The following is a 24,872-nucleotide window of genomic DNA, read 5'->3' on the forward strand; positions in this document are numbered from 1 at the left end:
GTCAGGCGAGGTCGTAGATCTGGATGACGCCCACCACCTGGTCCCTGTCGTCCTTGACCAGCAGCGAGGTGATCTTGTTCTGCGTCATCAGCGCTTCCGCTTCGGTCAGGCGCGCCTCGGGGGAGATGGTCTTCGGATTGGGTGTCATGATGTCGGCAGCGGTTTTCTGCATCAGCTGCGGATCGTTTTCCAGATGGCGGCGCAGGTCGCCGTCGGTAATGACGCCGCGACCATTATCCACGATGCACAGCCCCAGTCGCCCGGCACTCATGGTGTGAATCACCTCCTTCATAGGCGCATCGCCGGCCACGAAGGGCAGATTTTCGGTCTTCATTTCGTGCTTCACCTTGGTGAGCAGTTTGCGCCCGAGGCTGCCGCCTGGATGAAAGCGGGCGAAGTCCTGGGGCTGGAAGTTGCGCGCCTCCATGAGCGCGACGGCGAGGGCATCGCCCATGACAAGGGTGGCGGTGGTGGAGCTGGTGGGTGCCAGCTGGTGCGGGCACGCCTCCTGCGGCACGGCGATGTTCAGATGAAAATCGGCGTTCTTGCCCAGGGTGGAATCCGGATTGCCGGTCATGGCGATGATCACATTGCCGTTGTCCTTCAGAAAGGGCAGCAGGCGGATGACCTCTTCAGTTTCGCCGGAGTTGGAAATGGCAATAAAGACATCATCTGGCGCCACCATGCCCAGGTCGCCGTGAAAGGCTTCGCCCGGGTGCATGAAAAACGACGGCGTGCCGGTGCTAGCCAGGGTGGCCATGATTTTCTTGCCGATCAGGCCCGACTTGCCCATGCCGCAGATGACCACGCGGCCGCGGCTGTCCAAAATGGCCCGCACGGCGCCATCGAACTGACCGTCCAGCTGGTTGCAGAGGTTTGCGATCGCCTCGGCTTCAATACGGAAGACCCGCCTGGCAATATCCTGGTAGCTCATGTCAGAAGGCATAGTCCAGCTTGATTCCATAGTAGTTGGTGCCGGGGTTGGGCGTTTCAATGCCGCCGTTGGAAATGTGCAGGAAGCGGAAGCCCAGCTGCCAGTTGTCAATGCTGATGCCGGCACCCACCAGATCGCCGAACTGCAGCTGGGTGGATTTGTACTGGTCACCCACCAGGATGTCCGACAGGTATTTCAGGCCGATGCCGAATTCCGCATAGGGACGGTAGGTGCTGCGATGCTCGAACTGCAGCACCGGTGTGATACCGGTCATCCAGCCGCTGTTGTTGCGGCGTGAGGATTTGTTGGCCCACCAGCCGGTCAGGTCCACTTCCCACTGCCCGCGCAGCCGCCAGGTGGGCCGTTCGATCAGATTGTGTGAAAAGTCCCAGCCATAGAGCATCTGCGCCATGTCCGTCTGGCTGGCGCTGCCGCCGGCGAGGCCGAGGTGCTGGCGACCCCCTGCATGCAGGGCGGCCGCGGCCACGTCGTCCCCCAGCCACGCGGCTGCGGCCCAGCTGGCGATGGCACCGGCAATGGCGGTATTTTTCATCAGCGTATCCGTGTCGTTTTCGGCGCGAGCACCGATCGCGAACAGACACGCTGCACAAAAGGCAATCCATGGTCGCATGGTTGACAGTCCTGTCCTGATATTCAAAACCGTTATTTTAGTCGCAAGCGGTGGGAGACCGTTAAAATAGCGCCAATTGTTCAGGAAAAGCATTTATGGTGTCGCAATTCGCCCACGCCCGCCTGCTCGTGGTGGGCGATGTCATGCTGGATCTCTACTGGAAGGGTCGCGCCGGACGCATTTCGCCAGAAGCGCCGGTGCCGGTGGTCAACGTGGCCGACGAGGATGCGCGTGCCGGCGGTGCCGCCAACGTGGCCATGAATATCGCCGCGCTGGGGGCGCAGGTGACCCTGATGGGCGTCACCGGCGAGGATGAATATGGTGCACGCCTCGATCAGCTGCTGGACGATCATGGCGTTGAGCACAGCTGGGTCCGCGCCGACAGCGGCACCATCTGCAAGCTGCGCGTACTCAGCCACCAGCAGCAGTTGATTCGCCTCGACTTTGAACAGCCTGCGCCGCAGACCGCTGCAGAGGCGCTCGCCGATGCCGTGGCGACACAGGTGGGCGATTATGATGCGCTGGTGCTGTCCGATTACGCCAAGGGCGCTCTGGCAGCGGTGGAGAGAATGATTGCAGCCGCCCGCAAGGCCGGTGTGCCGGTATTGATCGATCCCAAGGGGGACAACTTCACCCGCTATCGCGGCGCCACGCTGATCAAGCCCAACCAGGGCGAATTCGAGCGCATCGTTGGTCCCTGTAGCAATGACGAAAGCTGTCTTGCGCAGCGTGGACAGCAGCTTGTGGATGAGCTGGATCTACAGGCGCTGCTGGTGACGCGCAGTGAACACGGCATGCTGCTGCTGGAGCGTGAACAGCAACCCTACGGGCTCAAGGCGCAGACGCAGGAAGTGTTTGACGTGACCGGTGCCGGCGATACCGTGATGGCGGTACTCGCCACCGCCTACGCCGCCGGCGAGTCACTCAAGCGCGCCGCCTGGCTGGCCAACGAAGCCGCCTCGCTGGTGGTGCGCAAGGTGGGCACCTCGGTGGTGACCGCCCCCGAGCTGCAACAGCATCTGGCGCGCAAGCAGGCCCATCTGGGCTATGTGGCCCCCAGTGAGGATCAGCTGGTGGAGCAGGTGCGCGCTGCCCAGGGGCGTGGCGAGCGCGTGGTGATGACCAATGGCTGCTTCGATCTCGTGCACGCCGGTCACGTGCGCTATCTGCAGGAAGCCGCACAGCTGGGCGATCGCCTCGTGGTGGCCGTCAACAGTGATGAGTCCGTGCGCCGCCTCAAGGGCGAAACCCGACCTATTGTGCCGCTGGAAGCGCGCATGGAGGTGCTGGCCGCGCTCAACTGCGTGGACTGGGTCATTCCTTTTGATGAAGACACGCCGGAGCGGCTCATCTGCGCCGTGCAGCCGGATGTGCTGGTCAAGGGCGGTGACTACCGGCCGGAGGAAATCGCCGGTGCCCGCTGTGTGCAGGAAAACGGCGGGGAAGTGAAGGTGCTCTCCTTCTGGGACGGCTTTTCCACCACCCATATCGTGGAGCGCATTCGTGAGCAGAACTGATCTTTTTCACGCCGCGCTGGCGCGTCATCAGGCCCTCATGGATCAACTGGTATCGTTGGAAGCCCCGCTGGCTGCCTGGATTGATGCGTCACGTGCAGCGTTGCAGGGAGGCGGCAAGCTGGTGTGGTTCGGCAATGGCGGCAGTGCCGCGGATGCACAGCACATGGCGGCCGAGCTGGTGGTGCGCTATGTGAAAAACCGTGCCCCCATGGCTTCCATTGCGCTGACTACCGATACGTCCATTCTCACTGCCCACAGCAACGATTTTGGCTTCGATACCCTGTTTGCCCGTCAGGTAGAGGCGCTGGTCAAACCGGAGGATGTGGTGATTGGTCTGTCCACATCGGGGGAAAGCGCCAATGTGATCAAGGGGCTGGAAGCTGCGAGAGCGCTGGGCGCAACCACTGTTGCCTTGACTGGAGAAGGCCCCAATACCCTCGCACAGCTGGCGGATATCGCCCTGCCGGTGCCCAGTCGGGAAACGGCGCGCGTGCAGGAAGCGCACAGCTTCCTCTCCCATGTGCTGTGCGATGCGCTGGAGGCCGATGCAAAGAAATGAAAAAGCCCGCACATAAGCGGGCTTGGTATTCTGGCGGTGAGGGGGGGATTCGAACCCCCGAGGGGCTATTAACCCCTACACACTTTCCAGGCGTGCACGTTCAACCACTCCGTCACCTCACCTGATGAAGGCGGAATTATACCCATCTTTGCGCAAATGTCTACGATCAGGCGCTTTGTTTCAACAGGCGGGCAAATGCATCAGCGGGCATGGGCTTCCCATAGAAATAACCCTGATGTTCCATGCAGCCCTGTCGCGTCAGAATTTCTTTCTGTTCCTGACCCTCGACGCCTTCTGCCACCACATCGAGACCAAGCGCTTCGGCCATCTGCACGATCTGATGACGTGCATCGAAATTGGGTTGAATCCGTGAGCTGATGGTAGAGTTCGTTTACGAATGCTTCCGGTTCTGTTAGCGATCCGGCTATCAGGAACTGGTTGCCACTTAACTGACCCAGGAAAAGCTCCGGGCGGCAAGTTTTAATATTGAGTGTAGTGGCAATCTTCCTGATGGCTTCATTGCCACACTGTTCACTATAAAGTTCGTTCAGGACAGCCAGATTGACCAGGCCAATACGGATGGCACAGATTTCGTCCTCCCTGTTCCATGCGGCGAGTTTTTTCAGTGTATAGGTCAGGTTCGGCAGACGGGTCAGTGGATGGAGCAGGCGGGTTTCTGCTGCACGTTTTTTCCAATGGCGCTCCTGGGTGATATCTTCTCCATAATAGCTGGCCTTGTAGTCCTTGCAAGGGATGCGGTGCCAGCGGAAGACCTTGTTTTCAGATGGAATTTCAGTTACGAAACTGTCCGGGCAGATTTCGGCCAGACGCTCAGGCGAGATGGTGTGTGTGCCCTGCTTGAAGGATACATCGAAGTCCTGAACGATGCTCTCGACGATGCAGCTGGGAATCCAGTTGCCGTCGTGGGTCAGGAGTAAAAGGGGAACGTGATTCAGGAAAATGTGCTGTTGTTCGTCGGGTAACATGCGACATCCTGCTTGTTTCGGAATGGATGAGCGACCTTAAACAAGCAGGATGCCAATTCAGTTTCTTTTGTAGCTTTTTACATCATCTCCAGATCTTCGATCACGGCATTGACACCGGCTGCGGCACACTTTTCGTCAACCATGCCGTCGGGTGCACCGCTGACGCCCACTGCGCCGTAGAGGCGGCCGCCGGCCTTGATCGGTACAGAGCCCGCCATGAAGGCAAGTCCTTCATCCAGAGTGGTCAGCGGGCTTTTCCAGCGCTTTTCCAGTTCGCTGCCCCTGGCGTTGAACATGACGGCGGTATAGGCCTTCTTGAAACTGATGGAATAGGACACCGGCGGTGCGGTGGTGTCGCGCAGCTGAATCTGCGCAATGCCATTGCGATCCACCACCGTGGCTGTCACGGGGATCCCTTCCTTGCGGCAGGCGTCCAGTGCACCCTGAGCAATCTTGACGACGACATCCGCCGACAGGCGCGGCACATTGACCACCAACGGCTCCTCATTGGCCCAGGTCGCCGTGGAACAGGCAAGCAGACCGATCAGTGCAAGTTTTTTCATTGTGATTCCCTCCAGTCTTTGCCACAATGTCAATTCGATCATGTGGTTTCAAATCTAAAGGAAAAGCTATGGAAGGTCAAGGTGTGATGGATTTCAGTTTATTCGCGGTTGGTTTTGCCGTCGCCGTCTTTATCGTGCTGCTGGCCAGCGTCAAGATCGTACCGCAGGCGCAGGTGTGGGTGATCGAGCGGCTGGGTCGCTACCATCGCACCCTGCACGGCGGGCTCAATTTCATCATCCCCTTTCTGGACCGGGTACGGACGGTGTTCAACACCCAGGAGCAGCTGATTGACATCCCGCCGCAGGATGTGATCACTAAGGACAACGTCAGCGTCACCATCAACGGGCTGGTGTTCATGCGCGTGGTGGACGCCAAGAAGGCTACGTACGAAATCCTCGACCTGAAGCTGGCCATCGCTCAGCTGGCGCAAACCACGCTGCGGGCCGAGATCGGCAAGCTGGAGCTGGACGAAACCCTTTCCTCACGCGACCGCCTCAACGCCGCGCTGCTGCAGGCGCTGGATGCGGCCTCGGAAAACTGGGGCGCGAAGGTGACGCGGGTGGAAATCTCCGACATCGAGGTGCCGGCCGAGATCAAGCATGCCATGGAGCTGCAGCTCAAGGCCGAGCGCCAGCGCCGAGCTACCGAAACCGAAGCGGAAGGGCAGAAAAACGCCACCATTGCCGAGGCGGAAGGCCTGCGCCAGAAAGCGTTTAAGGAAGCGGAAGCCATCGAACGCATGGCGGATGCCAAGCGATACGAGCAGGAACAGATTGCCGAAGGCGAGCGCAAGGCGATGGAACTGCTCAACTCCGCCATGTCCGATGACCGTCGTGCCGCCGAATTCCTGCTGGCGCAGGACCGCATCAAGGCATTTGAAAAATTGGCTGCTTCCGATTCCGCCAACAAGGTGGTGGTGCCCTATGAGGTAAACGAGGTGATCGGCAGCTTTACCATCCTGCAGGATCTGCTCAACAAACGCAGCGGCGGCCATGAGTGAGGCGGATACCCTGCAGCAGCTGCATGGTTATGTGCCGCTGTTTTCCATCTGGTGGATGCTGCTCATTGGGACCGCACTGATCGTGATTGAGGTGCTGGCCGGGCTGGGCTCGTTTGTGGTGCTGTGGTTCGGTATCGCCACCATCGTGGTGGGCTTTCTCGGCCTGTTCATGGACTTTCGCAGTGGCGAGTTTCAGCTGATTGCCGTGGCCATTTTCGGTACGGTGCTGCTGCTGGCGTTCCGCCGCCCGCTCATGCGCTGGATGGCCAGCCGCGAGGCACCACCGCCGGAGCGCTATGAGGCCGGTGGCATTGGCGAGCTGCAGCAGCACGACGGGCGCTGGAGTGTCTATTACCGTGGCACCTGGTGGCGGTTGCAGAACCGCCTGCCAGCCATGGACGACGGCATGCAGGTGCGGGTGGTGCATCTGCATGAAAGCGGCGCCATGATTGAGCCGCTCGATGAAGCGGCTGGTGAAGATCAGGCGCCGAAAGCGTAAATCGGCCAGTCGGGCATCTGCCCGGAAGCACGCCACGCCTGCAGCAGGGCGTGCACATCCCCTTCAAAACAGCCCGGCGCATCCGCCGCGAGACGGCAGGGAATCTTCCAGTCTTCCAGCAGCGGCAGGGTGGCGATGGTGGCGCTGGGCATGCCCGGCAGCCAGATGCGGCTGGGTGCCGCCTGAAAGGGCAGGGCATCCAGTTGCAACAACGCAATCAGCTGCGCCGAACCTTTCCATTCCTGTGCTGTCTTGAGCACACCGCCCAGCCCTGGCAGTCCAACACCCACCACAATGGCCTGATCAGGCGCTGCCAGGGCTTCGCCGTGTTTGGTCAGCAAGATACGTTCGGGCAGGTCCTCCGGCCCGACCAGCAGCATGTGTGATTCATTTGTCTGTCCGAGCCAGCCGATTTCGGCATCCGGGCTGGCGAGCCACTGGCCGGGCTTAAGCTCAAGCGGCTGGGAAAGTGTCGCACGCCAGGCAAAAAAGCCGGCCTGCACAGGGGGGTCCCCGACTTTTTGCAACTCGGCAAAAATGCCCGGTGCTGCGGGCATGGCTCAGGCGTCCTGTGAAGCGGGTTTGAACACGTTTTTGCCCAGAAACCAGGTGCCGACCACCCTGCCTGAAAACTCCCAGCCTTCGAAGGGCGTATTCTTGCCGGCACTGAGCAGCGCATCGGCCCGCAGTGTCCAGCGGGCGTCAGGGTCATACAGGAAAAAGCTGGCACGGCTGCCCGGCTGGAGGGAGCCGCCGTCGATGCCGAGCAACTGGGCCGGGTTGCGGCTGAGCGCCTTCAGCGCCTGCATGAGGGTCAGCTCGCCGCTTTCCACCAGTCGCAGCGTCAGCGACAGCAGGGTTTCGAGGCCGCTGATGCCGGGCTTGCTCTGCGGGAAGGGCAGCAGCTTGTCGTCCGCATACAGCGGCGTATGGTCGCTGATGATACAGTCGATGGTGCCGTCGGCCAGCCCCGCGCGTAGCGCGCGTTGGTCGTCCAGACTGCGCAGCGGCGGCAGCACCTTGAACAGCGGGTTGAAATCCATGAGGTCCATTTCGGACAGGTGCAGCTGGTGTGCGGCCACATCGCAGGTGACGGCCAGTCCGCGTGCCTTGGCGTCGCGCACCAGCTCCACTGAACGGGCGCAGGAAAGGGCGTTGAGATGTATTTTTGCGCCGGTTTCTTCGGCCAGCAAGAGCAGGGTGGCCACGGCGGTGGTTTCGGCGCTGGCGGGAATGGCAGGCAGGCCGAGGCGGTTGGCCACGGGGCCGTCGTGGGCGACGCCACTGTCGGCCAGATCCACGTCCAGCGGCTTAAGCATCAGGCGCACGTTGTGGCTGGCGGCGTATTCCATGGCGTTGCGCAGGGTGAGCGCGTTGCGGATGGGCCGGTTGGCCTGACTGGCGGCAATGCAGCCGGCGTTCTTGAGCGCGTGCAGCGGTGCCAGCCGTTCCCCCTCCAGTCCCTGCGTCAACGCCGCAATGGGCAGCACGAATGCCTGCCCGGCCTGACGGGCACGGCGGCGGATCAGCTCCGGCACGGCGGGGGTGTCGGCCACTGGCCAGGTGTCGGGTGGCACGCAGAAGGTGGTGACGCCACCGGCGGCAGCTGCCCGCGCTTCCGAGGCGACGGTGCCGCAGGCGTTGTCGCCGGGTTCGCCGGTGCGCACTTGCAGGTCCACCAGACCGGGCATGAGCCACAGGCCGCTGGCGTCAATGGCTTCGTCGGCCTTGAAGTCGTCAGGCACCTTGCCGAAGGCGACGATGCGGTTGCCTTCCACACACAGGCTGGCGGTGATGTCCTGTTCGGTGCTGGGGTCGAGCAGGCGGGCGTTGTCAATGCGCAGTTTCATGCTTCACGCTCCTGCTGTTGAAGTTGCGCGGCGTTGCTGAAGATGACCGCCATGATGGCCATACGCACGGCGATGCCGTTGGTGACCTGATCCAGTATCACCGAGCGGGGTCCGTCGGCCACGGCAGAGTCGATCTCCACGCCGCGGTTGATGGGGCCGGGGTGCATGACGATGGCGTCGGGCTTGGCGCGGGCCAGTCGCTTTTCGGTGAGGCCGTAGAGGCGGAAGAATTCCTTTTCGCTGGGCAGGCGCGCGCCGCTCATGCGTTCGTTCTGCAGACGCAGCATTATCACCACGTCCACATCCTCCAGCCCGCGGTCCATGTCGTGATAGACGTGCACACCGAGGGCTTCGGGGTGACTGGGCATGAGGGTGCGCGGGCCGATGACGCGGATTTCGCGGGCGCCGAGGATGGACAGTGCCTGAATCTGCGAGCGCGCCACGCGTGAGTGCAGGATGTCACCCACAATGGCCACCTTCAGATCGTAGATGTCGCCCTTGTGCTTGCGGATGGTGAACATGTCCAGCAGCGCCTGCGAGGGGTGAGCGTGGCGGCCGTCGCCGGCATTGAGCACGTGCACGTGGGGCGCCACGTGGCGGGCGAAGAAGTGCGCCGCGCCGCTATCGGCATGGCGGATGACGAACATGTCCGCGCCCATGGCCTGCAGGTTCCACAGGGTGTCGAGCAGACTTTCGCCCTTCTTGGTGGCGGAGGTGGCGATATTGAGGTTAACCACGTCGGCGGAGAGGCGTTTTTCCGCGATTTCAAAGGTGGTGCGGGTGCGCGTGCTCGGCTCGAAAAAGACGTTCATGATGGTCTTGCCGCGCAGCAGCGGCACCTTTTTCAGGTCGCCCGTTGCCGGGTCGAAGAAGGTTTCCGCCAGATCGAGAATTTCGGTGAGTTGGTGTTCCTTGAGCCCTTCCAGCGTCAGCAGGTGGCGCAGCTTTTTCTGGGCATTGAGCTGAATGTCCGGTTCAGTCAGGCGCATGGTCAGGCCACCTCCTCCTTGTCCTCGATCAGGTGCAGCTCCAGCGGGTCGGGGCCGAGCAGCTTCACCTTCTGGTCGCAGTTGAGTTGTGCGCCCACATACTGGGCACAGATGGGCAGTTCGCGGCAGCCTGGGCGCTCCAGCAGGGTGGTGAGCAGCACCTGCGCCGGGCGGCCGTAGTCGAAGATCTCGTTCAGCGCGGCGCGGATGGTGCGGCCGGTATAGAGCACGTCGTCCACCAGAATGATGTGCGCGTCTTCCACGTTCCAGGGGATATGGCTCGGGCGCACGGTGGGGTGCAGGCCCACGCGGGAGAAGTCGTCGCGGTAGAAGGCAATGTCCAGCTCGCCCAGCGGCGTCTCCAGGCCGAGGCGCTGGTGCAGTTGCTGGGCAATCCATAGCCCGCCGCTGCGAATGCCGATCATGTGCGGGTTTTTGCCCATGATGGGGTCCTCGCGCAGGTTGGCTTCGAGGGTATCCAGCAGGCTGTTGACGTCGAGATTGAGTTTCATGGGATGTCCAGTTGGTCAAAAAAGCGTTCCAGAATGATTTGCGCGGCCACGGCATCCAGCGGGGTGCTGGGGTCTTGCAGCGAGGCCAGGCGCTGTTCGGCCTCCACCGAGCTGAGCTGCTCCGCCACAAAATAGACGGGGCGGTTCATCCGGCCGCTCAGGCGCTGGCCGAATTTGCGCGCCTGCTGGGTGGTGAGCTGCACCGAGCCGTCATGCAGGCGGTAGGGCAACCCCACCACCAGCGCTCTCGGCTGCCATTCATCCACCAGTGCGGCGATGGCGTCCCAGTCCGGCACGCCGTCGTGGCTGGCGACGACACCGAGCGGTGAGGCGGTGCGCGTCAGCGTCTGCCCTGTGGCGGTGCCGATGCGTTTGCGTCCAAAGTCAAAGGCAAGATAGCGGCCTTCAGGCGGCGTCTGCGGAAGGTTGACGCCGTCCCATTCAGGCATGGCCTGCCTCGGTGCTGAGGAATTCCGGGCTCACGCCCAGCGTGCTCAGCGCCATTTCCCACTTGGCATCGTCGGGAATGTCGAACATCAGTGTGGCGCTGTAGGGCAGCGTCAGCCAGCTGTTCTCGCTCAGCTCCTGTTGCAGTTGGCCCGCCTCCCAGCCGGTGTAGCCCAGCGCCATGATGAACTGGTCGGGGAACTGCCCTTCGCCCATGGCGCGCAGCAGGTCCAGCGACACCGTCATGGCCACATTGTCAGGCATGAGAATGCTGCTTTTCCAGTTTCCCTGCGGGCGGTGAATGACAAAGCCGTGCTCCGGGTCCACTGGTCCGCCTTCGTACACGGGCGTATCCAGACGCGGATCGTCCTTGAGGATGGGGATCTCCAGCCCGTCGAGCATGTCGCGCACGCTGGGCTGGATGGGGCGATTGACCACCAGCCCCATGCTGCCTTCCGGCGTGTCTTCAATCACATAGATGAGCGCGCGCTCGAAATAGGTGCCGTCCAGCGACGGCATAGCGAGCAGGAAATGATGGGCGAGAGAGTCAGCGTGATTCATGCTGCGCATTATAGCGAAGTTACCCTATCCTCATCCGTTGTCAAAAGTGAGAGTGAAACCAATATCGCTGAGGTGCCTGGCTTCGGTTTCCAGGTCCAGCGCGGTGAGGGGGTGCTGGGCCAGCCAGTCATCATCGAACTGCAGGTGCAGGTGTTTCTTGTCCTTGAGGATAAGCAGCGGTTCGGGCAGGTCGGGTTCGCGGCCGCGGTGCAGGCGCACGGCGAGGCGCAGCAGAATGGTAAGGTTGCGCAGGCGCTTGTTGTGCGGTTCGATCAGGGCATCGAAGCGGCTCATGTCGATCTTGCCGCGGTGGTTGTACACCATGGCGGAAAGCATTTCCTTTTCCTGCTGGGAAAAGCCGGACAGCTCGGCGTTGGAGACCAGATAGGCGCTGTGGGCGCGGTATTTCTTCAGGCTGATGGCCTTGCCGGCCTCGTGGATTTCGGCGGCCCAGATGAGCAGCTTGCGGTAGTCGAAGTCGGGGCTGTGCAGTTTCCAGCTGTTGTGCACCTGCTTGAACAGGGCACGGGCGGTTTTGGCCACACGACTGGCCTGGGCGATATCCACCTGGGTCCAGCGCTGCAGGGCGCGGATACTGGTTTCGCGGCTGTCTTCGGCAATGAGGCGGCCGAGCAGGTCGTAAATGAGGCCCTCGCGCAGGGCGTGGTTGGAAACGCGCATGGCGTCGATGTCCAGCTCTTCGAACGCGGCGCTGAGCACGGCCAGCCCGCCCGCAATCACCGGGCGGCGCTCGTCTTTCAGGCCACTGATGTCCGCCTTGTCCACGTTGCCCGCCTTGATCAGAGCCGTGCGAATGTTGGCGAGCGCGTCGGGCGTGATGGCTTCGCCCCAGCCGTTGGCCTCGCAGATGACGCCAATGGACTTGATGGTGCCGGAAGCGCCGTAGGCGGCATCCCAGCCCAGTTGCCGGAGCTGGCGTGAGTAGGGGCGCAGGATCTGACGGCAGCGGGTGATGGCGTGCTCGAAGCGTTTTGCACTGACGGCGCCTTCAGGGAAAAAGGACTGGCTGATGGAGACGCAGCCCATTTCCGTACTGGTAAGGTGTTCGTGGCTGTAGCCGCGCCCGATGATGAATTCGGTGCTGCCGCCACCGATGTCGATGACGAGGCGCTGTTCGTCGGAGCGGGGCAGGCCGTGGGCCACGCCCAGATAGATGAGGCGGGCTTCTTCCTGCCCGGAGATGATGTGAATGTCGTGCCCCAGCGCCTTGCGCGCCTTTTTGAGAAAACGGGCGCTGTTTTTCATGTTGCGCAGGGTGTTGGTGCCCACACAGCGCACGTTTTCGGGGGGGATATTGGCGATGAGTTGGCCAAAGCGCGCCAGACAGTCAAGGGCACGCTCTTCGGCTTCCTTGCTCAGGCTGCCATCAGGCTGCAGCCCGGCGCGCATGCGCACCATCTCCTTGTGGCGATCCACCGGCTGCATCTGCCCGTGCTGTTCGCGGGCGATGATCAGATGGAAGCTGTTGGAGCCCAGATCAATGGCGGCATAAAGGTTCTGATTGGATTCGTTCATGTTTCGCTGGCCGTGTTGTATTTGTCAATGAGCGCCTGCTGCGCGCTGAAGGGCTGTTCGCCTTCTTCAGGATGCAGGCGCAGGTAGGTGCCGTCGGGCTGCAGCGCCCAGGCGCCCTGATTGTCCTGCAGATAAAGGGCGAGTCCTTCGGTATAGACCTTCTGGAAATGGTCCGGCTCGAGGATGGGGGTGGCGGTCTCCACGCGTCCTTTCAGGTTGCGCCGCATCCAGTCGGCGCTGGAAATGTAGAGTTCCGGCCGTTCGCCATGGTTTTCGAAGTAATAGACGCGGTGGTGTTCGAGGAAACGCCCGACAATGGAGCGCACGCGGATGTTTTCCGACAGGCCGGGCACGCCGGGGCGCAGGCAGCAGATGCCGCGCACGATCAGGTCGATCTCTACACCGGCCTGCGAGGCTTCGTAGAGGGCGTCGATCACCTGCTTGTCCTGCAGGCCGTTCATCTTGGCAAGGATGCGTGCGGGCTTGCCGGCGCGGGCGTTGTCAGCCTCGCGCTGAATGCGCTCGATGACGCCGCTGTGCAGAGTAAACGGCGCCTGCAGCAGGTATTGCAGATCCGGTGCGGCGCCCAGACTGGTAAGCTGCAGAAACACCTTGTTGACATCATGACAGATGCCTTCGTGGGCGGTGAGCAGGCCGAAGTCGGTATAGAAGCGGCTGGTGACATGGTGGTAGTTGCCGGTACCCAGATGGGCATATTGCGCCAGCCGGTCGTGTTCGCGGCGCACGATGTGAATCATCTTGGCGTGGGTCTTGTAGCCCACCACGCCATAGACCACGTGGGCGCCTGCTTCCTGCAGGCGGCGTGCCTGCTGAATATTGTTGTCCTCGTCGAAGCGGGCGCGCAGCTCCACCACCGCAGTGACCTCCTTGCCGGCGCGTGCGGCCCGCTCCAGCGCCGCGACGATGGGGGAATTTTCGCCGGTGCGGTAGAGGGTCATGCGGATGGCGAGCACATTGGGGTCGTCGGCCGCCTGATTGATGAAGTCCACCACCGGGGCAAAGGCTTCGTAGGGATGGTGCAGCAGGATGTCGCGCTGGCGGATCTGCTCGAAGATGTTCTTGGGTGCCTTGGCCTTGCTGCCGAACAGGAAGAAGCCTTTCTTGCCCGGCTTGCCTACGGTGGGCAGTGTGGGTTGAAACGGCGGGAACTTGAGGTCGGGGCGATCCACCATGTCGGGCACGGACATCAGCCGGTGCAGGTTGACCGGTCCGTGTACCTGATAGAGTTCGTCCTTGGTGAGGCGGAAACGGTCGAGCAGGTATTCCACCAGGTGCGGCGGGCAGTTGTCGGCCACTTCCAGGCGGATGGCCTCCCCGTACTGGCGCGTGGACAGTTCCCCGGCCAGCGCCTTCATCAGGTCGTCCACTTCCTCTTCGTCGATGAAGAGGTTGGTGTTGCGCGTGACGCGGAACTGGTAACAGCCGGTGACGGTCATGTTGGGAAAGAGCATGCCCACATTGGCGTGCAGGATCGAGGAAATGAAGACAAAATCATTGTCGCCGCCGCTGATTTCCTTGGGCATGCGGATCACGCGCGGCAGGGTGCGCGGCACTGGTACCACCGCCATGGGAATGCGGCGGCCGAAGGCGTCTTCCCCTTCCAGCGATACAATGAAGTGCAGGCTCTTGTTCTGCACGCGCGGGAAGGGGTGCGCCGGGTCCAGACCGATGGGGCTGAGAATGGGCAGCATGTTGTCGATGAAGTATTGTCGCACCCAGGCCCGTTCGGCCTCGGTCCAGTTGGGGCGGCGCAGAAAGCGGATGCCTTCCTGGGCCAGCTCGGGAATGAGAATATGGTTAAAGGTGTCATACTGGTCTTCTACCAGCTTGTGTGCCTCGGCATTGAGCATCTTTATCGCTTCGGCAGGCGTGAGGCCGTCGGGGACAGTGCGCACATTGCTGTCGCCGAGCATTTCGTAGAGCGAGGCCAGCCGCACTTCGAAGAATTCGTCCATGTTGGCAAACGAAATGCACAGGAACTTGAGTCGCTCCAGCAGTGGCACCTTTGGATCTTGCGCCATTTCCAGCACGCGGCGGTTGAAGTTGAGCAGGCTTAGCTCACGATTGATATAGCGATTTTCCGGTTGGGGGGCAGGTGTTGTCGTCATGGATTTGGGCGCAAGTGAGTTATTTAAAGTCATTTTACTCTTTGCTGAAACGTGCGGGGTAGCGAGATGAAGGGAAGCTGGCACGGCAGGGTGGAAGCGCCGATGCGTGCGGTGGATGCGCTGGCGCAACTGAGCGGTTTGTCCAGGGGTGCCGTCAAGCGCGCCATGAATGCCGGGGCGGCATGGACGAAGGAAAAGGGGCGACGGGTACGCCTGCGCAAGGCGACCCGGCTGTTGCCGGCCGGCACGCCCGTGTGGCTCTATTACGATGAGGCAGTACTATCGCAACCGATTCCCGAAGCGCAGTGTGTGCGGCGGGAAAAGGGCTGGAGCGTCTGGTTCAAGCCGGCCGGTCTTCTGACACAGGGCAATCAGTGGGGCGATGCGGCCAGCCTGCTGCGTCAGGCGGAAAGGGCGCTGGGACGCCCAGTGTGGCTGGTTCATCGTCTGGATCGGGAAACCGCCGGGCTGGTGCTGCTGGCGCACCACCGCCAGGCCGCTGGTGCCCTGTCAAGGCAGTTTCAACAGCGGCAGGTGGAGAAGGGCTATCGTGCGTGGGTCAAGGGCGAGGTTCGTGAAGGCGGTATGATTGCTTTAGCGCTGGATGGCAAGCCTGCGCGTACGCGATTTGAGGTGGTGCGCACCGTGGCAGCGCCCCTGCCGATGACGGAGGTGGACATCACGCTGGAAACAGGCCGGCTGCACCAGATTCGTCGCCATTTTGCTGAACTGGGGCATCCTGTGGTGGGCGACCCCCGCTACGGCGGTGCGGCACCGTTGCCGCTGCAGCTGCTGGCCTATCGCTTGCGCTTTCGGGATTTGAGCGATAAGGTCATTGAAGCGGGCTGGCCGCGCGCGCAGTGGGCTGAAGCCGGTTTTTACCAGCGTGAGGAGGGCGTTGCATGAAAGTGGAGTTTTACAGTGTGCGGCCTTACGAGCAGCAGCGGCTGGAAGCCTTGTTGCCGGAAGACTGGGTGGTGCACTTTAATGAAGCGCACTTGGGGCCGGATACGGTGGCACAGTGTCCGGCGGCGGATGCGGTCAGTCTGTTTGTAAGCGACTGGGCGGATGCGCAGGTACTGGAGAAGCTGGTCGAAAAGGGGGTGCGCATGCTCATGCTGCGCAGTGCCGGCTTCGATCATGTGGATCTGGCGGTGGCGCGCAGACTGGGTATGCGTGTGGGGCGGGTGCCGGCCTATTCGCCCCATGCGGTGGCGGATCATACGCTGGCATTGCTGTTGACGCTGGTGCGGCGCATTCATTTGGCGCAGGACAAGGTGCGGCGTGCCGATTTCTGCCTGCAGGGGCTGATGGGGTTTGATCTGAATGGCAAGCGCGCCGCTGTGATTGGATTGGGCAGGATTGGTCGATTGGTGGCGCAGCGGTTGCAGGCTTTTGGCTGTGAGGTGGTGGGGCATGACCCCTATGCGCAGGTGGTGGGCGTGCCCGATGTGTCGCTGGAAGAGGCCCTTGAGGTGTCTGATATCGTCTCGCTAAACTGCCCGCTGACGCCCGAAACCCGCCATCTGCTCAATGCGGAGCGGTTGCAAAAGATGAAACCGGGGGCCGTCGTGGTGAATACCGGTCGCGGGGCGCTGATTGATACAGCTGCGTTGCTGGATGCGCTCAGGTCGGACCATCTGGGCGGGGCGGCGCTGGATGTGTATGAATTCGAACGGGGCCTGTTTTTCGAGGACCATCGTGACGAAGGAATACGGGATCCAATGCTGGCGCAACTGATGGCACTACCCAATGTGGTGATTACGGGGCATCAGGCGTTTTTAACCCAGGAGGCGGTCGAGAATATCGCGCGCACGACCGTGGCCACACTGCAGGCGTGGGCACAGGATCCAGCGGTAGCGGGTGAGAACTTTTTGTGTTGATACAAAAACGCCCCGGCGAGCGGGGCGTTTAAGACGAAACGTGGCTGCGTTTACAGCGGGGTTACGTTTTCGGCCTGAGGGCCTTTTTGACCTTGGGTCACTTCCATGGTCACTTGCTGGCCTTCCAGCAGGGTGCGACGACCGCTGCCATTGATGGCGGAGAAGTGAACAAATACGTCAGGACCATTTTCCTGCTCGATGAAACCATAACCTTTTTCGTCGTTGAACCATTTAACGGTTCCGTTTACTGCATTTGACATAACTGTGTAACTCTTACAAAGTAAAACAAAAACGTGCCGGCTGTCGCAAGCACTGAGGCCACCTTAACAGTGAACGCCTTTGCGGTCAAACACTTTCGTAATTATTTTTCCGTCGGCGGTAAAATGGGGCGCATTCATCACCACACTGGAAGGACATCCCATGAGCAATCTGCCCGCACATCTGAAATATGCCGAGACGCACGAATGGGCCTGGCTGGATGAGAACGGCGAGGTCGTCGTCGGCATTACCGACCATGCCCAGGAGGCGCTGGGGGACATCATGCACGTGGACCTGCCCGAGGTGGGCGACATTGTGCGCGCCGGCGATGCGGTGGCGGTGATCGAGTCGGTCAAGACCGCATCTGACATCCATGCGCCGGTAGATGGGGAGATTGTCGCCATCAACGAGGCGCTGGAAGACGAGCCGGAGCGGGTCAATGACGAGCCTTATGACGGCGGCTGGCTGTTTCGCATTCAACCGGCGGATGCCAGTCAGCTGGATGAATTGCTCAGCCCCGAGGCGTACGCCACGGCGACCACGGAATAGGGGGGTCCCCGACTTTTTTCGGGACCATTTTTCGCCGCCCTGGCGCAGCGGTTAAAATACGCGCCTTTCGCCAACCTATAGACCAGTTTGAGGCCCCATGAAGCAGAAAATCGCCGCAACGCTCGATCAGGCCCTGCAGCAGCTGAAAAGCGCAGGCCATGTTCCCGCCGAGATTGAACCGCAGATTCGCGTGGATCACACCCGTGACAAGGCGCATGGCGACTTTGCCACCAACCTTGCCATGATGCTGGCCAAGCCGTGCGGCATGGCGCCCCGGCAGGTGGCGGAACTGCTGGTGGATGCGCTGCCGGACACGGCGTGGCTGGTGAAGGTGGAGATCGCCGGACCGGGCTTTATCAACTTTTTTGTGGAGACCGCGAGCCAGTATGACGTAATCCGCGCGGTGCTGGCAGAGGGCGAGCGCTTTGGCCGCTCCGGCGCCGGCGGCGGTGAAAAGGTGCTGGTAGAGTTCGTATCCGCCAACCCCACCGGGCCGCTGCATGTGGGGCACGGACGCGGCGCGGCCTATGGGGCGTCGGTAAGTAATCTGCTTGAGGCGGCCGGCTACAGCGTGCATCGCGAGTACTATGTCAACGATGCCGGCCGGCAGATGGACATTCTCGCCACCTCCGTGTGGCTGCGGTATCTGGAGTTGCTGGGCGAGCAGGTCGATTTCCCCAGCAACGGCTATCAGGGCGACTATATCCGCGATACCGCGCGGCGGCTGAAGGACCGTTTCGGCGAGGCGTTGCACCGTCCGCTGGATGAAGTCTATAAAAATGTGCCGCCGGATGCGCCGGAAGGGGACAAGGAAGCGCACATCGATGCGCTGATCGCCAATGCCAAGGCGCTGCTGCAGGATCAGTACGCGGTGGTGCATCAGGCGGCGCTGGACGACATTCTCACTGACATCAAGGAAGACCTGGCCGAGTTTCGCGTGCATTTCGACACCTGGTTCTCTGAAAAGAGTCTATTCGACACCGGCCTGGTGGACGAGACCATTGCCCGTCTGCAGGCGGCTGGCAAGATTTACGAAAAGGATGGCGCGCTCTGGTTCCGTTCCACCGAATACGGCGATGAGAAGGATCGCGTCGTGGTGCGGGAAAACGGCATCAAGACCTATTTTGCCTCGGATATCGCCTACCATCTGAACAAGTTCGAGCGCGGCTTCGAGCGCCTGATCGATATCTGGGGGGCGGATCACCACGGCTATATTCCCCGGGTGCGCGCTGCGCTGAAGGCGCTGGATCTGAACGATGCCGCGCTGGAGGTGCTGCTGGTGCAGTTCGCCACCCTGTGGCGCGGCGGCGAAAAGGTGCCCATGTCCACCCGTTCCGGCCAGTTTGTCACCCTGCGCGAGCTGCGCGAAGAGGTGGGTGTGGACGCAGCGCGCTTTTTCTATGTGATGCGCAAGTCCGAGCAGCACATGGACTTTGATCTGGATCTGGCCAAGTCCCAGAGCAACGACAACCCGGTGTACTACATTCAATATGCCCACGCACGTATTGCGTCGGTGCTGCGCCAGGCGGAAGAAAAGGGCATGCCGTGGGACCGTAAGGCGGGTGAGGCATCGCTGAATCTGCTGGTGGATGAGCGTGAACAGGCGCTGGCGAGTGAGCTGGCGCGCTATCCGGAACTGATCGTGCGCGCCGCCCACGGGCGTGAACCGCATTTGCTGGCCTATTATCTGCGCGATCTGGCCGGTCAGCTGCACAGCTACTATAACGCCACCCCATTCCTGGTGGAGGAAGCACCACTGCGCAATGCCCGCCTGACACTGGTGGTGGCGGTCAAGCAGGTGATCTACAACGGTCTGGCGCTGCTGGGTGTATCGGCGCCGGAGCAGATGTGAGGTCATGAGCCGCTATCACGCCCGTCGTCAGCCCTATGTGAGACAGTCCCAGCAGCAGCGCATGACGCAGGCGCGTCAGCGCCGGCTGTGGATCGCTGGGGGGATTGGACTGTCGCTGGCGTTTGTAGCCGGTTATTTTGTTGCCAGCCATTTTCTCCACGGCCACAGCCGCGCCTCGCAGTCCAGCCCAACAGTCTTTCAGCAGGCTGCAGCGCAGAAGGAAGCCGGGCTAACGTCGCAATCAGCCGCTGCGGTGAAGCAGCCACAAGTGGAAGCACCTCAGCCGGAAAAGGCAGAGGGCATGTCGGAGTTCAGCTTTTACACCAGTCTGCCGCGGGAAAAGGTGCAGGTGGATGCAAAGCCGTTGCCGATCAGGCTCGAGCAGCCGGTGGTCATAGTGGCGGGAACGTTTCGGAGTCAGGAGCGTGCACAGAAGGAACTGGCGCGCCTGGCGCGTCAGGGCTTCAAGCTGCGCATTGTGCCCCGGCAGGTGAATGGTCGCACGCTCTATCAACTGCGCACGGCGCCCCTGGACAACAAGCTGGATGTCAATCTGCTGCGCAACCGCCTGGCGCAGGCGGGTGCACGGGTGCTGGTGGTGAAAACCCGATCAGCCGAGCCGAGTCAGTCGCACGAGTCGCATCAGCCGCAGCCTTGATCAAATTCGGTCTTGACCTGGTTGCGGCCGCATTTCTTGGCCAGATAGAGTGCCTTGTCGGCGCGTTCGATAAAGGCCTCGATGGTGTCCTCTGGTCCCTTGAATTCCCCGATGCCGAATGAAGCGGTGATGGTGCCCAGCGGTTTCTGGTCGGTCTTGCGCTTGAGGTGCGCCTCCTGCAACTTTTCTCGCAACGCCTGGGCGCGAGCTCTGACGTCCTCCAGCGAGCTGTCCCACAGCACAATGGCGAACTCTTCGCCGCCATAGCGGAAAGCAGCTTCGTTCTCCCCTTGGGTTTTGAGAATCAGTTTGGAGAAAAAGCGCAACACACTGTCACCGGTCAGGTGGCCAAAGGTGTCGTTGAATTTCTTGAAGTGATCGATGTCGGTCATGATCAGGTGCAGGCGCTCGGGCCTGTCTTCATAGTCAACCGTCAGCTGAGCGAGGGTTTCGTTGAAAGCGCGGCGGTTCTGCAGGCCGGTCAGCTCATCCTGCGTGCTCATGGCGCGCGCTTCGATCAGCTCCTTGCGCAGGCGCTGAATTTCCTGCGCGGAGGTGAGCAGGTTCTGCTCGAATTCAAGGCTGTCATGTTTAAGGGTTTGCGCGGTTTCCAGCACCGTCTGGGCAACGACCTTGAGTTCGTCCGGCTGCAGGTCTTCTTTGAGTTTGACGGTGCAGCTTTCCAGCTTCTGCGTCTGCTGATCGAGACGCTGCGCCAGCTGCTCGATCTTTTTGGCAATGGAGTTGATCAGGTGGCGAATGGCCCGATCCAGCTCGGCCATGGCGTCATCATTGTCCAGCAGATACTTGTTGAACAGTTCCTTGCCATAGCGGTCGCTGTAGCCAAAGCTGTCGGCGAGGATGGTCTCCATCTCTTCGCGTAATCTGGGTTCGTTGCCGCGAAAATAGGTGTACCAGACGGCAAAATTAAGCGGTGTGGGGTTGACGTGATGGGTCTTGAAGGCTTCCAGCACCTGTTCAAAAGCACGTTCGGCCTTGTCGTTGGGATCCTGTAGCAAGTCGTATTTGACGGTCATGTCGAGGGGTTCTCTCTCACGTGCATGGAAGTCAGCAACGATATACTATCACCAAACAAAACAGAGGCTAACCATTATGGCGATTCCAGAGGCTGGAAAGGTTATTACCGAGGCATTGCGGCAACTGCCGCCCGGCTTGGGTGAACTGCCTGCAGAAATGAAGCAGGCACTGCGCATTGCGCTGCAGAAGGCATTAAGCGAGCTGGACCTGGTTACCCGTGAGGAGTTCGAGGCCCAGCAGCAGGTGCTCTACAAGACGCGCATGAAGCTGGAAGCACTGGAAAAGCGCGTCGCTGCGCTGGAAGGCGCTGTCGAACTTGGCGAAGACGTGCTCGACTGATCCGTGTCGTTCGCGCAGATTCAGAGTTTTGCCCTCAGCGGGATCGAGGCGCTGCCGGTCACGGTGGAGGTGCACCTGGCCAACGGGTTGCCCGCATTCAATATCGTGGGCCTGCCGGAAGGCGCGGTGCGCGAAAGCCGCGAGCGGGTTCGCAGTGCGCTGCAGAATGCCGGCTTCGAGATGCCCGCCAGGCGCATCACCGTCAACCTGGCGCCGGCAAACCTGCCCAAGAGCGGCACCCGCTTCGATCTTCCCATCGCGCTGGGCATCCTGCAGGCCTCTGCACAACTTCCCGCAGCGCCGTTTGAAAAGACGGCCTGGATTGGTGAACTGGGTCTGAATGGCGAATTGCGCCCGGTGGACGGTGTCCTGCCCACCGCACTGTCCGCCAGCGAAGCCGTGCTGCAACTGGGGGTGCCGGCGGCCAATCTTGATGAGCTGGCGCTGCTGCCGGATGCAGCGGCGTTTGGTGCGCACCATCTGCTTGACATCGCAGCATGGGCGCGGGGGGAGGCGTCGTTGCTGAGCGTAGTGCCCGTTGCAGACGTGCCGATGTCGTCCAATCAACTGGACTGGGCTGATGTGAAGGGACAGCTGCAGGCCAAGCGTGCGTTGGAAGTGGCGGCCAGCGGTGGGCACAATGCCATGATGGTGGGGCCGCCCGGCTGCGGCAAAAGCATGCTGGCGGCGAGGCTGCCCACCATTCTGCCGCCCCTTTCGCTTGAGGAGGCGAAGCAGGTGGGGGCCATCTGGTCCGTGGCGGGCGCCCCGCGCACGCCCGGAGATTTCCTGGTGCGACCGTGGCAGATTGCGGAGCCTGGCATCTCCACCGCCGGTCTGATTGGCGGCGGAGTGCCGATCCGCCCCGGCGCCTTGTCGCGCGCGCACCATGGCGTACTGTTTCTCGATGAGGTGACCGAATTCCGTCGTGATGCGCTGGAAGCGCTGCGGGCACCGTTGGAAAGCGGCGAGGTCCATATCGCCCGTGCTCGCGAACAGGTGGCATTTCCGGCGCGTCCCCTGGTGACGGTGCTGGCGGCCAACCCTTCGCCCTCCGGCTACTTCCCCGGCGATGCACGCTGTCATGACACGCCGGACCAGATCAAGCGCTACTTTGCCAAGCTGTCGGGACCGCTACTGGATCGCATTGATATTCACATGACGCTGCAGCCGGTGGAGGCACAGGCGCTGCAGCAGACGCTGCCACAGGAAACATCGCTCCAGGTGCGCGAGCGCGTGGACGCCGCCTGGCAGCGTCAATTGCGCCGGCAGGGATGCCTCAATGGTCAGCTGCAGGGGCGCCAGCTGGAGGCAGTGGTGCAGCTGGACGAAGGGCAGCAGGCGCTGTTGCGCCGTGCCATTGAGGCGTTCAACCTGAGTGCGCGCAGCTACCACCGCATCCTGCGGCTGGCGCGCACGCTGGCTGACATGGCCGAGAGCGATCGGGTAGAAATCCCTCATCTGCAGGAAGCCATCGGCTTCCGCCGTGCATGGAGTTTCAGCTGATGGAATGGACGCAACTGGTCAGTGCGGCCCTGGTTGGCCTGTTGGGCGGCGTGCACTGTCTCGGCATGTGCGGCGGCGTGGTGGGCGCGCTGACATTCGGGCTGCCCACAACGGTGCAGCGTCAGTGGTGGCGCATGATGAGCTATCAGCTGGCCTACAATCTGGGGCGCATTACCAGCTATGCGCTGGCCGGCGCGCTGCTCGGCTTTCTGGGCAGTCAGCTGGTCTCGCTTGCCGCCTTTCTGCCCATGCAGCAGGCACTGCAGGTGGTGGCCGGTGTGTTCATGGTGGCGCTGGGGCTTTATCTGGCTGGGATCTGGACAGGCGTGGTGGCCATTGAGCAACTTGGCGGTCGCCTGTGGGCGCGACTGCAGCCATGGGCGCAGAAGCTGACACCCGTGCGCAGTCTGCCGCAGGCGTATGTGTATGGACTGGTGTGGGGCTGGTTGCCGTGCGGGCTGGTCTATTCCATGCTGATCTGGGCATTGGCCGCCGGCAGTGCGCTACAGGGTGCGGCGCTCATGCTGGCCTTCGGGCTTGGCACGCTGCCTAATCTGATGCTGATGGGCGTGTTCGCATTTTTCTTTACCCGGCTTGCACGTAATGTGTGGGTGCGTCGTACCGCCGGCGGGCTGGTGATGCTCTTTGGCTTCTATCAGCTTTATCTCGCCTGGCACGTGAGCGTTTAATCGCAGTGCCAGCTGCCCAGTGAGTGCACAAAAAGCCGCAGATTGCGCACGCTGGGGTGTTTTTTGTCCCAGCCATTGGGGAGATTTAGCTGGGCGCTCTGGCCCCGGTCCCAGTGCAGCTCCAGTACCACGGCACACTGACGCGGATCGAACACCTCCACGGGTTTATTGCACAACCATACCTTGCCGGGCAGGTAGCGCAGCCACAGCTGGAGCGCGTCGCCGTCCCGGTCGCGCAGGGTGATGGTCCGGGCCTCCCCGATTGCCAGCAGACTGAAGACAGTGCCTGCCTTGTGGTTGTTCATGCGCCTGAAAGACGATTAAGGCGATATTGAGCAAAATGCATTTGCGCGGCGGGGGCAATCTCCTTATAATTGTGCGCCTTACAAATCCTTTCCCCGACATCCCGTTAACGTCAGGTGCCGTTAAGGCTTTGATTGGATTTGAAAAACAGTTTCAGGACGTGAACATGAAAACATTTGTAGCAAAACCTGCGGAAGTGAAGCGCGACTGGTATATCGTCGACGCTGAGGGGAAAACGCTGGGTCGTCTGGCCGCTGAACTGGCTGCACGCCTGCGTGGCAAGCACAAGCCTGAATACACCCCGAACGTGGATACCGGTGATTACATCGTTGTCATCAATGCGGAAAAGGTTGCTGTAACCGGCAACAAGCGCAAGGACAAAAAGTATCACCGTCATACCGGTTATGTGGGCAACCTGAAGACTTTCACTTTCGAAGAGATGATTCAGCGTTCTCCGGAACGTGTGATTCAGTTGGCCGTGAAAGGCATGCTGCCTCGTGGTCCGCTGGGGCGCGCCATGCTGAAAAAACTGAAAGTTTACGCTGGCAGCGAACACCCCCATGCGGCTCAACAGCCCCAACCCCTGGAAATCAAGGCATAAGAGGTAGCGGATTATGGCAACTGAACAATACTACGGAACCGGCCGTCGCAAAAGCTCAGTGGCGCGCGTATTTCTGCGTCCTGGCACCGGCAAGATGACCGTAAACGGTCGTGATATCAAGGAATTCTTCGCCCGTGAAACCGACCTGATGGTGATCAATCAGCCGTTGGAAGCCACTCAGTCCGAAGGCAAGTTTGACGCTTATATCACCGTCAAGGGCGGCGGTACCACCGGTCAGGCCGGTGCGATCCGTCTCGGTATCGCCCGTGCGCTGGTGGAATACAGCGAAGAAAACCGTCCTGTGCTGCGTGCCCGCGGTCTACTGACCCGTGACGCCCGAGAGGTGGAACGCAAGAAGGTTGGCCTGCGCAAGGCACGTCGTCGTCCGCAGTTCTCCAAGCGTTAATCGTTTACGAACCACGGATCCGACGCAAGCCCGGCTTTATGCCGGGCTTTTTTGTGTGTGGCGAAAAAGCGTATTG

29 protein-coding genes and 1 tRNA gene are annotated in these 24,872 nt (G+C 61.3%); 14 read left to right on the forward strand and 16 right to left on the reverse strand.

What is annotated here, in order from left to right; translation table 11 throughout:
* Window position 1: 1 nt before the first annotated feature.
* Together BUQ81_RS01720 and BUQ81_RS01725 are read right to left on the reverse strand one after the other, a co-directional pair.
* On the reverse strand, window positions 2-934 hold the full coding sequence (locus tag BUQ81_RS01720) for a KpsF/GutQ family sugar-phosphate isomerase (protein WP_074200664.1): 933 nt from the start codon (window positions 932-934) through the stop codon (window positions 2-4).
* A 1-nt stretch (window position 935) separates the two neighbouring features.
* Window positions 936-1,565: an acyloxyacyl hydrolase gene (locus BUQ81_RS01725; protein WP_074200665.1), complete on the reverse strand. Its 630-nt coding sequence runs from the start codon at window positions 1,563-1,565 to the stop codon at window positions 936-938.
* A 95-nt stretch (window positions 1,566-1,660) separates the two neighbouring features.
* On the opposite strand from BUQ81_RS01725, the gene hldE reads away from it, so the two are divergent.
* The gene (gene hldE, locus BUQ81_RS01730) at window positions 1,661-3,082 is read left to right on the forward strand and encodes a bifunctional D-glycero-beta-D-manno-heptose-7-phosphate kinase/D-glycero-beta-D-manno-heptose 1-phosphate adenylyltransferase HldE (RefSeq protein WP_074200666.1); all 1,422 of its coding nucleotides are present in this window, start codon (window positions 1,661-1,663) and stop codon (window positions 3,080-3,082) included.
* On the forward strand, window positions 3,069-3,641 hold the full coding sequence (locus BUQ81_RS01735) for a D-sedoheptulose-7-phosphate isomerase (protein ID WP_074200667.1): 573 nt from the start codon (window positions 3,069-3,071) through the stop codon (window positions 3,639-3,641). The genes hldE and BUQ81_RS01735 overlap by 14 nt, the downstream gene beginning before the upstream one ends.
* Window positions 3,642-3,672: 31 nt before the next feature.
* On the opposite strand, the gene BUQ81_RS01740 is transcribed toward BUQ81_RS01735, so the two are convergent.
* The 3 genes from BUQ81_RS01740 to BUQ81_RS01755 form a co-directional block, all read right to left on the reverse strand.
* A tRNA-Ser gene (locus tag BUQ81_RS01740) sits at window positions 3,673-3,763 on the reverse strand.
* 44 nt (window positions 3,764-3,807) lie between these two features.
* Window positions 3,808-3,969 carry an EAL domain-containing protein gene (locus tag BUQ81_RS08700; protein WP_084188184.1) on the reverse strand — a complete coding sequence of 54 codons (162 nt, stop codon included), beginning with the start codon at window positions 3,967-3,969 and terminating at the stop codon, window positions 3,808-3,810.
* Between the two features lie 735 nt (window positions 3,970-4,704).
* A complete protein-coding gene (locus tag BUQ81_RS01755; RefSeq protein WP_084188185.1) occupies window positions 4,705-5,190 on the reverse strand; it encodes a GlcG/HbpS family heme-binding protein in 486 nt (161 codons plus the stop codon).
* A 68-nt stretch (window positions 5,191-5,258) separates the two neighbouring features.
* Here BUQ81_RS01755 and BUQ81_RS01760 point away from each other — a divergent pair, with 68 nt between their 5' ends.
* A complete protein-coding gene (locus tag BUQ81_RS01760) occupies window positions 5,259-6,191 on the forward strand; it encodes an SPFH domain-containing protein (protein ID WP_074200670.1) in 933 nt (310 codons plus the stop codon).
* A complete protein-coding gene (locus BUQ81_RS01765; protein WP_074200671.1) occupies window positions 6,184-6,690 on the forward strand; it encodes an NfeD family protein in 507 nt (168 codons plus the stop codon). The genes BUQ81_RS01760 and BUQ81_RS01765 overlap by 8 nt, the downstream gene beginning before the upstream one ends.
* On the opposite strand, the gene BUQ81_RS01770 is transcribed toward BUQ81_RS01765, so the two are convergent.
* The 8 genes from BUQ81_RS01770 to ppk1 are packed head-to-tail and all read right to left on the reverse strand — an operon-like array spanning window position 6,672 to window position 14,714.
* On the reverse strand, window positions 6,672-7,247 hold the full coding sequence (locus BUQ81_RS01770; protein WP_074200672.1) for a hypothetical protein: 576 nt from the start codon (window positions 7,245-7,247) through the stop codon (window positions 6,672-6,674). The genes BUQ81_RS01765 and BUQ81_RS01770 overlap by 19 nt on opposite strands.
* A gap of 3 nt (window positions 7,248-7,250) precedes the next feature.
* Window positions 7,251-8,540 (reverse strand): dihydroorotase, encoded by a 1,290-nt coding sequence (locus tag BUQ81_RS01775; protein ID WP_074200673.1) that lies wholly within the window; start codon window positions 8,538-8,540, stop codon window positions 7,251-7,253.
* The gene (locus BUQ81_RS01780) at window positions 8,537-9,529 is read right to left on the reverse strand and encodes an aspartate carbamoyltransferase catalytic subunit (RefSeq protein ID WP_074200674.1); all 993 of its coding nucleotides are present in this window, start codon (window positions 9,527-9,529) and stop codon (window positions 8,537-8,539) included. The genes BUQ81_RS01775 and BUQ81_RS01780 overlap by 4 nt, the downstream gene beginning before the upstream one ends.
* A 2-nt stretch (window positions 9,530-9,531) precedes the next feature.
* Window positions 9,532-10,041 (reverse strand): bifunctional pyr operon transcriptional regulator/uracil phosphoribosyltransferase PyrR, encoded by a 510-nt coding sequence (pyrR, locus tag BUQ81_RS01785; protein WP_074200675.1) that lies wholly within the window; start codon window positions 10,039-10,041, stop codon window positions 9,532-9,534.
* Window positions 10,038-10,490, reverse strand: a complete 453-nt coding sequence (gene ruvX, locus BUQ81_RS01790; protein WP_074200676.1) for a Holliday junction resolvase RuvX — start codon at window positions 10,488-10,490, stop codon at window positions 10,038-10,040. The genes pyrR and ruvX overlap by 4 nt, the downstream gene beginning before the upstream one ends.
* Complete coding sequence (locus BUQ81_RS01795; RefSeq protein WP_074200929.1) at window positions 10,483-11,049, reverse strand: YqgE/AlgH family protein; 567 nt, start codon at window positions 11,047-11,049, stop codon at window positions 10,483-10,485. Before BUQ81_RS01795 ends, ruvX begins: the two co-directional genes overlap by 8 nt.
* A gap of 30 nt (window positions 11,050-11,079) precedes the next feature.
* Entirely contained in the window at window positions 11,080-12,585 is a 1,506-nt protein-coding gene (ppx, locus tag BUQ81_RS01800) for an exopolyphosphatase (RefSeq protein WP_074200677.1), read from the reverse strand.
* The gene (gene ppk1, locus BUQ81_RS01805) at window positions 12,582-14,714 is read right to left on the reverse strand and encodes a polyphosphate kinase 1 (protein WP_074200678.1); all 2,133 of its coding nucleotides are present in this window, start codon (window positions 14,712-14,714) and stop codon (window positions 12,582-12,584) included. The genes ppx and ppk1 overlap by 4 nt, the downstream gene beginning before the upstream one ends.
* A gap of 66 nt (window positions 14,715-14,780) precedes the next feature.
* On the opposite strand from ppk1, the gene BUQ81_RS01810 reads away from it, so the two are divergent.
* Window positions 14,781-15,620, forward strand: a complete 840-nt coding sequence (locus BUQ81_RS01810) for an RluA family pseudouridine synthase (protein WP_074200679.1) — start codon at window positions 14,781-14,783, stop codon at window positions 15,618-15,620.
* A complete protein-coding gene (locus BUQ81_RS01815) occupies window positions 15,617-16,597 on the forward strand; it encodes a 2-hydroxyacid dehydrogenase (protein ID WP_074200680.1) in 981 nt (326 codons plus the stop codon). Before BUQ81_RS01810 ends, BUQ81_RS01815 begins: the two co-directional genes overlap by 4 nt.
* 50 nt (window positions 16,598-16,647) lie before the next feature.
* Here the strand turns inward: BUQ81_RS01815 and BUQ81_RS01820 are convergent, their stop codons facing one another.
* Entirely contained in the window at window positions 16,648-16,857 is a 210-nt protein-coding gene (locus BUQ81_RS01820) for a cold-shock protein (protein WP_074200681.1), read from the reverse strand.
* Window positions 16,858-17,017: 160 nt separating this feature from the next.
* Here BUQ81_RS01820 and gcvH point away from each other — a divergent pair, with 160 nt between their 5' ends.
* From gcvH to BUQ81_RS01835, 3 genes are all read left to right on the forward strand, one after another.
* Window positions 17,018-17,404 (forward strand): glycine cleavage system protein GcvH, encoded by a 387-nt coding sequence (gcvH, locus tag BUQ81_RS01825; protein WP_074200682.1) that lies wholly within the window; start codon window positions 17,018-17,020, stop codon window positions 17,402-17,404.
* Between the two features lie 97 nt (window positions 17,405-17,501).
* Window positions 17,502-19,256, forward strand: coding sequence for an arginine--tRNA ligase (gene argS / locus BUQ81_RS01830; protein ID WP_074200683.1), 1,755 nt, complete (start codon window positions 17,502-17,504; stop codon window positions 19,254-19,256).
* 4 nt (window positions 19,257-19,260) lie between these two features.
* On the forward strand, window positions 19,261-19,914 hold the full coding sequence (locus BUQ81_RS01835) for an SPOR domain-containing protein (protein WP_074200684.1): 654 nt from the start codon (window positions 19,261-19,263) through the stop codon (window positions 19,912-19,914).
* On the opposite strand, the gene BUQ81_RS01840 is transcribed toward BUQ81_RS01835, so the two are convergent.
* Window positions 19,899-20,951: a GGDEF domain-containing protein gene (locus BUQ81_RS01840; protein WP_074200685.1), complete on the reverse strand. Its 1,053-nt coding sequence runs from the start codon at window positions 20,949-20,951 to the stop codon at window positions 19,899-19,901. The two genes, BUQ81_RS01835 and BUQ81_RS01840, sit on opposite strands and share 16 nt — an antisense overlap.
* 76 nt (window positions 20,952-21,027) lie before the next feature.
* Between BUQ81_RS01840 and BUQ81_RS01845 the strand changes: the two genes are divergently transcribed.
* Genes BUQ81_RS01845 through BUQ81_RS01855 form a run of 3 tightly spaced genes read left to right on the forward strand, consistent with a single transcriptional unit; the run spans window position 21,028 to window position 23,486 of the window.
* The gene (locus tag BUQ81_RS01845; protein WP_074200686.1) at window positions 21,028-21,291 is read left to right on the forward strand and encodes an accessory factor UbiK family protein; all 264 of its coding nucleotides are present in this window, start codon (window positions 21,028-21,030) and stop codon (window positions 21,289-21,291) included.
* Window positions 21,292-21,294: 3 nt separating this feature from the next.
* The gene (locus BUQ81_RS01850) at window positions 21,295-22,797 is read left to right on the forward strand and encodes a YifB family Mg chelatase-like AAA ATPase (protein ID WP_074200687.1); all 1,503 of its coding nucleotides are present in this window, start codon (window positions 21,295-21,297) and stop codon (window positions 22,795-22,797) included.
* Window positions 22,797-23,486 carry a sulfite exporter TauE/SafE family protein gene (locus BUQ81_RS01855; protein WP_074200930.1) on the forward strand — a complete coding sequence of 230 codons (690 nt, stop codon included), beginning with the start codon at window positions 22,797-22,799 and terminating at the stop codon, window positions 23,484-23,486. Before BUQ81_RS01850 ends, BUQ81_RS01855 begins: the two co-directional genes overlap by 1 nt.
* On the opposite strand, the gene BUQ81_RS01860 is transcribed toward BUQ81_RS01855, so the two are convergent.
* Window positions 23,483-23,791 carry a hypothetical protein gene (locus BUQ81_RS01860; protein ID WP_074200688.1) on the reverse strand — a complete coding sequence of 103 codons (309 nt, stop codon included), beginning with the start codon at window positions 23,789-23,791 and terminating at the stop codon, window positions 23,483-23,485. The two genes, BUQ81_RS01855 and BUQ81_RS01860, sit on opposite strands and share 4 nt — an antisense overlap.
* 164 nt (window positions 23,792-23,955) lie before the next feature.
* On the opposite strand from BUQ81_RS01860, the gene rplM reads away from it, so the two are divergent.
* The gene (rplM, locus tag BUQ81_RS01865; RefSeq protein WP_074200931.1) at window positions 23,956-24,390 is read left to right on the forward strand and encodes a 50S ribosomal protein L13; all 435 of its coding nucleotides are present in this window, start codon (window positions 23,956-23,958) and stop codon (window positions 24,388-24,390) included.
* Window positions 24,391-24,403: 13 nt separating this feature from the next.
* Window positions 24,404-24,796, forward strand: coding sequence for a 30S ribosomal protein S9 (gene rpsI, locus BUQ81_RS01870; RefSeq protein WP_074200689.1), 393 nt, complete (start codon window positions 24,404-24,406; stop codon window positions 24,794-24,796).
* Window positions 24,797-24,872 lie beyond the last annotated feature (76 nt).

Source organism: Sulfurivirga caldicuralii (assembly GCF_900141795.1).
Lineage (GTDB): Bacteria > Pseudomonadota > Gammaproteobacteria > Thiomicrospirales > Thiomicrospiraceae > Sulfurivirga > Sulfurivirga caldicuralii.

Bases quoted from the DNA above. Each gene is read 5' to 3' on its own strand.
- BUQ81_RS01840 (WP_074200685.1), bottom strand. From the start codon at position 20,951: ATGACCGTCAAATACGACTTGCTACAGGATCCCAACGACAAGGCCGAA.
- BUQ81_RS01780 (WP_074200674.1), bottom strand. From the start codon at position 9,529: ATGCGCCTGACTGAACCGGACATTCAGCTCAATGCCCAGAAAAAGCTG.
- BUQ81_RS01760 (WP_074200670.1), top strand. From the start codon at position 5,259: ATGGAAGGTCAAGGTGTGATGGATTTCAGTTTATTCGCGGTTGGTTTT.
- BUQ81_RS01795 (WP_074200929.1), bottom strand. From the start codon at position 11,049: ATGAATCACGCTGACTCTCTCGCCCATCATTTCCTGCTCGCTATGCCG.
- BUQ81_RS01855 (WP_074200930.1), top strand. From the start codon at position 22,797: ATGGAATGGACGCAACTGGTCAGTGCGGCCCTGGTTGGCCTGTTGGGC.
- hldE (WP_074200666.1), top strand. From the start codon at position 1,661: ATGGTGTCGCAATTCGCCCACGCCCGCCTGCTCGTGGTGGGCGATGTC.
- BUQ81_RS01815 (WP_074200680.1), top strand. From the start codon at position 15,617: ATGAAAGTGGAGTTTTACAGTGTGCGGCCTTACGAGCAGCAGCGGCTG.
- BUQ81_RS01770 (WP_074200672.1), bottom strand. From the start codon at position 7,247: ATGCCCGCAGCACCGGGCATTTTTGCCGAGTTGCAAAAAGTCGGGGAC.
- BUQ81_RS01765 (WP_074200671.1), top strand. From the start codon at position 6,184: ATGAGTGAGGCGGATACCCTGCAGCAGCTGCATGGTTATGTGCCGCTG.
- BUQ81_RS01845 (WP_074200686.1), top strand. From the start codon at position 21,028: ATGGCGATTCCAGAGGCTGGAAAGGTTATTACCGAGGCATTGCGGCAA.
- rpsI (WP_074200689.1), top strand. From the start codon at position 24,404: ATGGCAACTGAACAATACTACGGAACCGGCCGTCGCAAAAGCTCAGTG.
- ppk1 (WP_074200678.1), bottom strand. From the start codon at position 14,714: ATGACGACAACACCTGCCCCCCAACCGGAAAATCGCTATATCAATCGT.
- argS (WP_074200683.1), top strand. From the start codon at position 17,502: ATGAAGCAGAAAATCGCCGCAACGCTCGATCAGGCCCTGCAGCAGCTG.
- pyrR (WP_074200675.1), bottom strand. From the start codon at position 10,041: ATGAAACTCAATCTCGACGTCAACAGCCTGCTGGATACCCTCGAAGCC.
- BUQ81_RS01860 (WP_074200688.1), bottom strand. From the start codon at position 23,791: ATGAACAACCACAAGGCAGGCACTGTCTTCAGTCTGCTGGCAATCGGG.
- BUQ81_RS01755 (WP_084188185.1), bottom strand. From the start codon at position 5,190: ATGAAAAAACTTGCACTGATCGGTCTGCTTGCCTGTTCCACGGCGACC.
- BUQ81_RS01820 (WP_074200681.1), bottom strand. From the start codon at position 16,857: ATGTCAAATGCAGTAAACGGAACCGTTAAATGGTTCAACGACGAAAAA.
- BUQ81_RS01720 (WP_074200664.1), bottom strand. From the start codon at position 934: ATGAGCTACCAGGATATTGCCAGGCGGGTCTTCCGTATTGAAGCCGAG.
- BUQ81_RS01810 (WP_074200679.1), top strand. From the start codon at position 14,781: ATGAAGGGAAGCTGGCACGGCAGGGTGGAAGCGCCGATGCGTGCGGTG.
- ppx (WP_074200677.1), bottom strand. From the start codon at position 12,585: ATGAACGAATCCAATCAGAACCTTTATGCCGCCATTGATCTGGGCTCC.
- rplM (WP_074200931.1), top strand. From the start codon at position 23,956: ATGAAAACATTTGTAGCAAAACCTGCGGAAGTGAAGCGCGACTGGTAT.
- BUQ81_RS01835 (WP_074200684.1), top strand. From the start codon at position 19,261: ATGAGCCGCTATCACGCCCGTCGTCAGCCCTATGTGAGACAGTCCCAG.
- gcvH (WP_074200682.1), top strand. From the start codon at position 17,018: ATGAGCAATCTGCCCGCACATCTGAAATATGCCGAGACGCACGAATGG.
- ruvX (WP_074200676.1), bottom strand. From the start codon at position 10,490: ATGCCTGAATGGGACGGCGTCAACCTTCCGCAGACGCCGCCTGAAGGC.
- BUQ81_RS01725 (WP_074200665.1), bottom strand. From the start codon at position 1,565: ATGCGACCATGGATTGCCTTTTGTGCAGCGTGTCTGTTCGCGATCGGT.
- BUQ81_RS08700 (WP_084188184.1), bottom strand. From the start codon at position 3,969: ATGGCCGAAGCGCTTGGTCTCGATGTGGTGGCAGAAGGCGTCGAGGGT.
- BUQ81_RS01775 (WP_074200673.1), bottom strand. From the start codon at position 8,540: ATGAAACTGCGCATTGACAACGCCCGCCTGCTCGACCCCAGCACCGAA.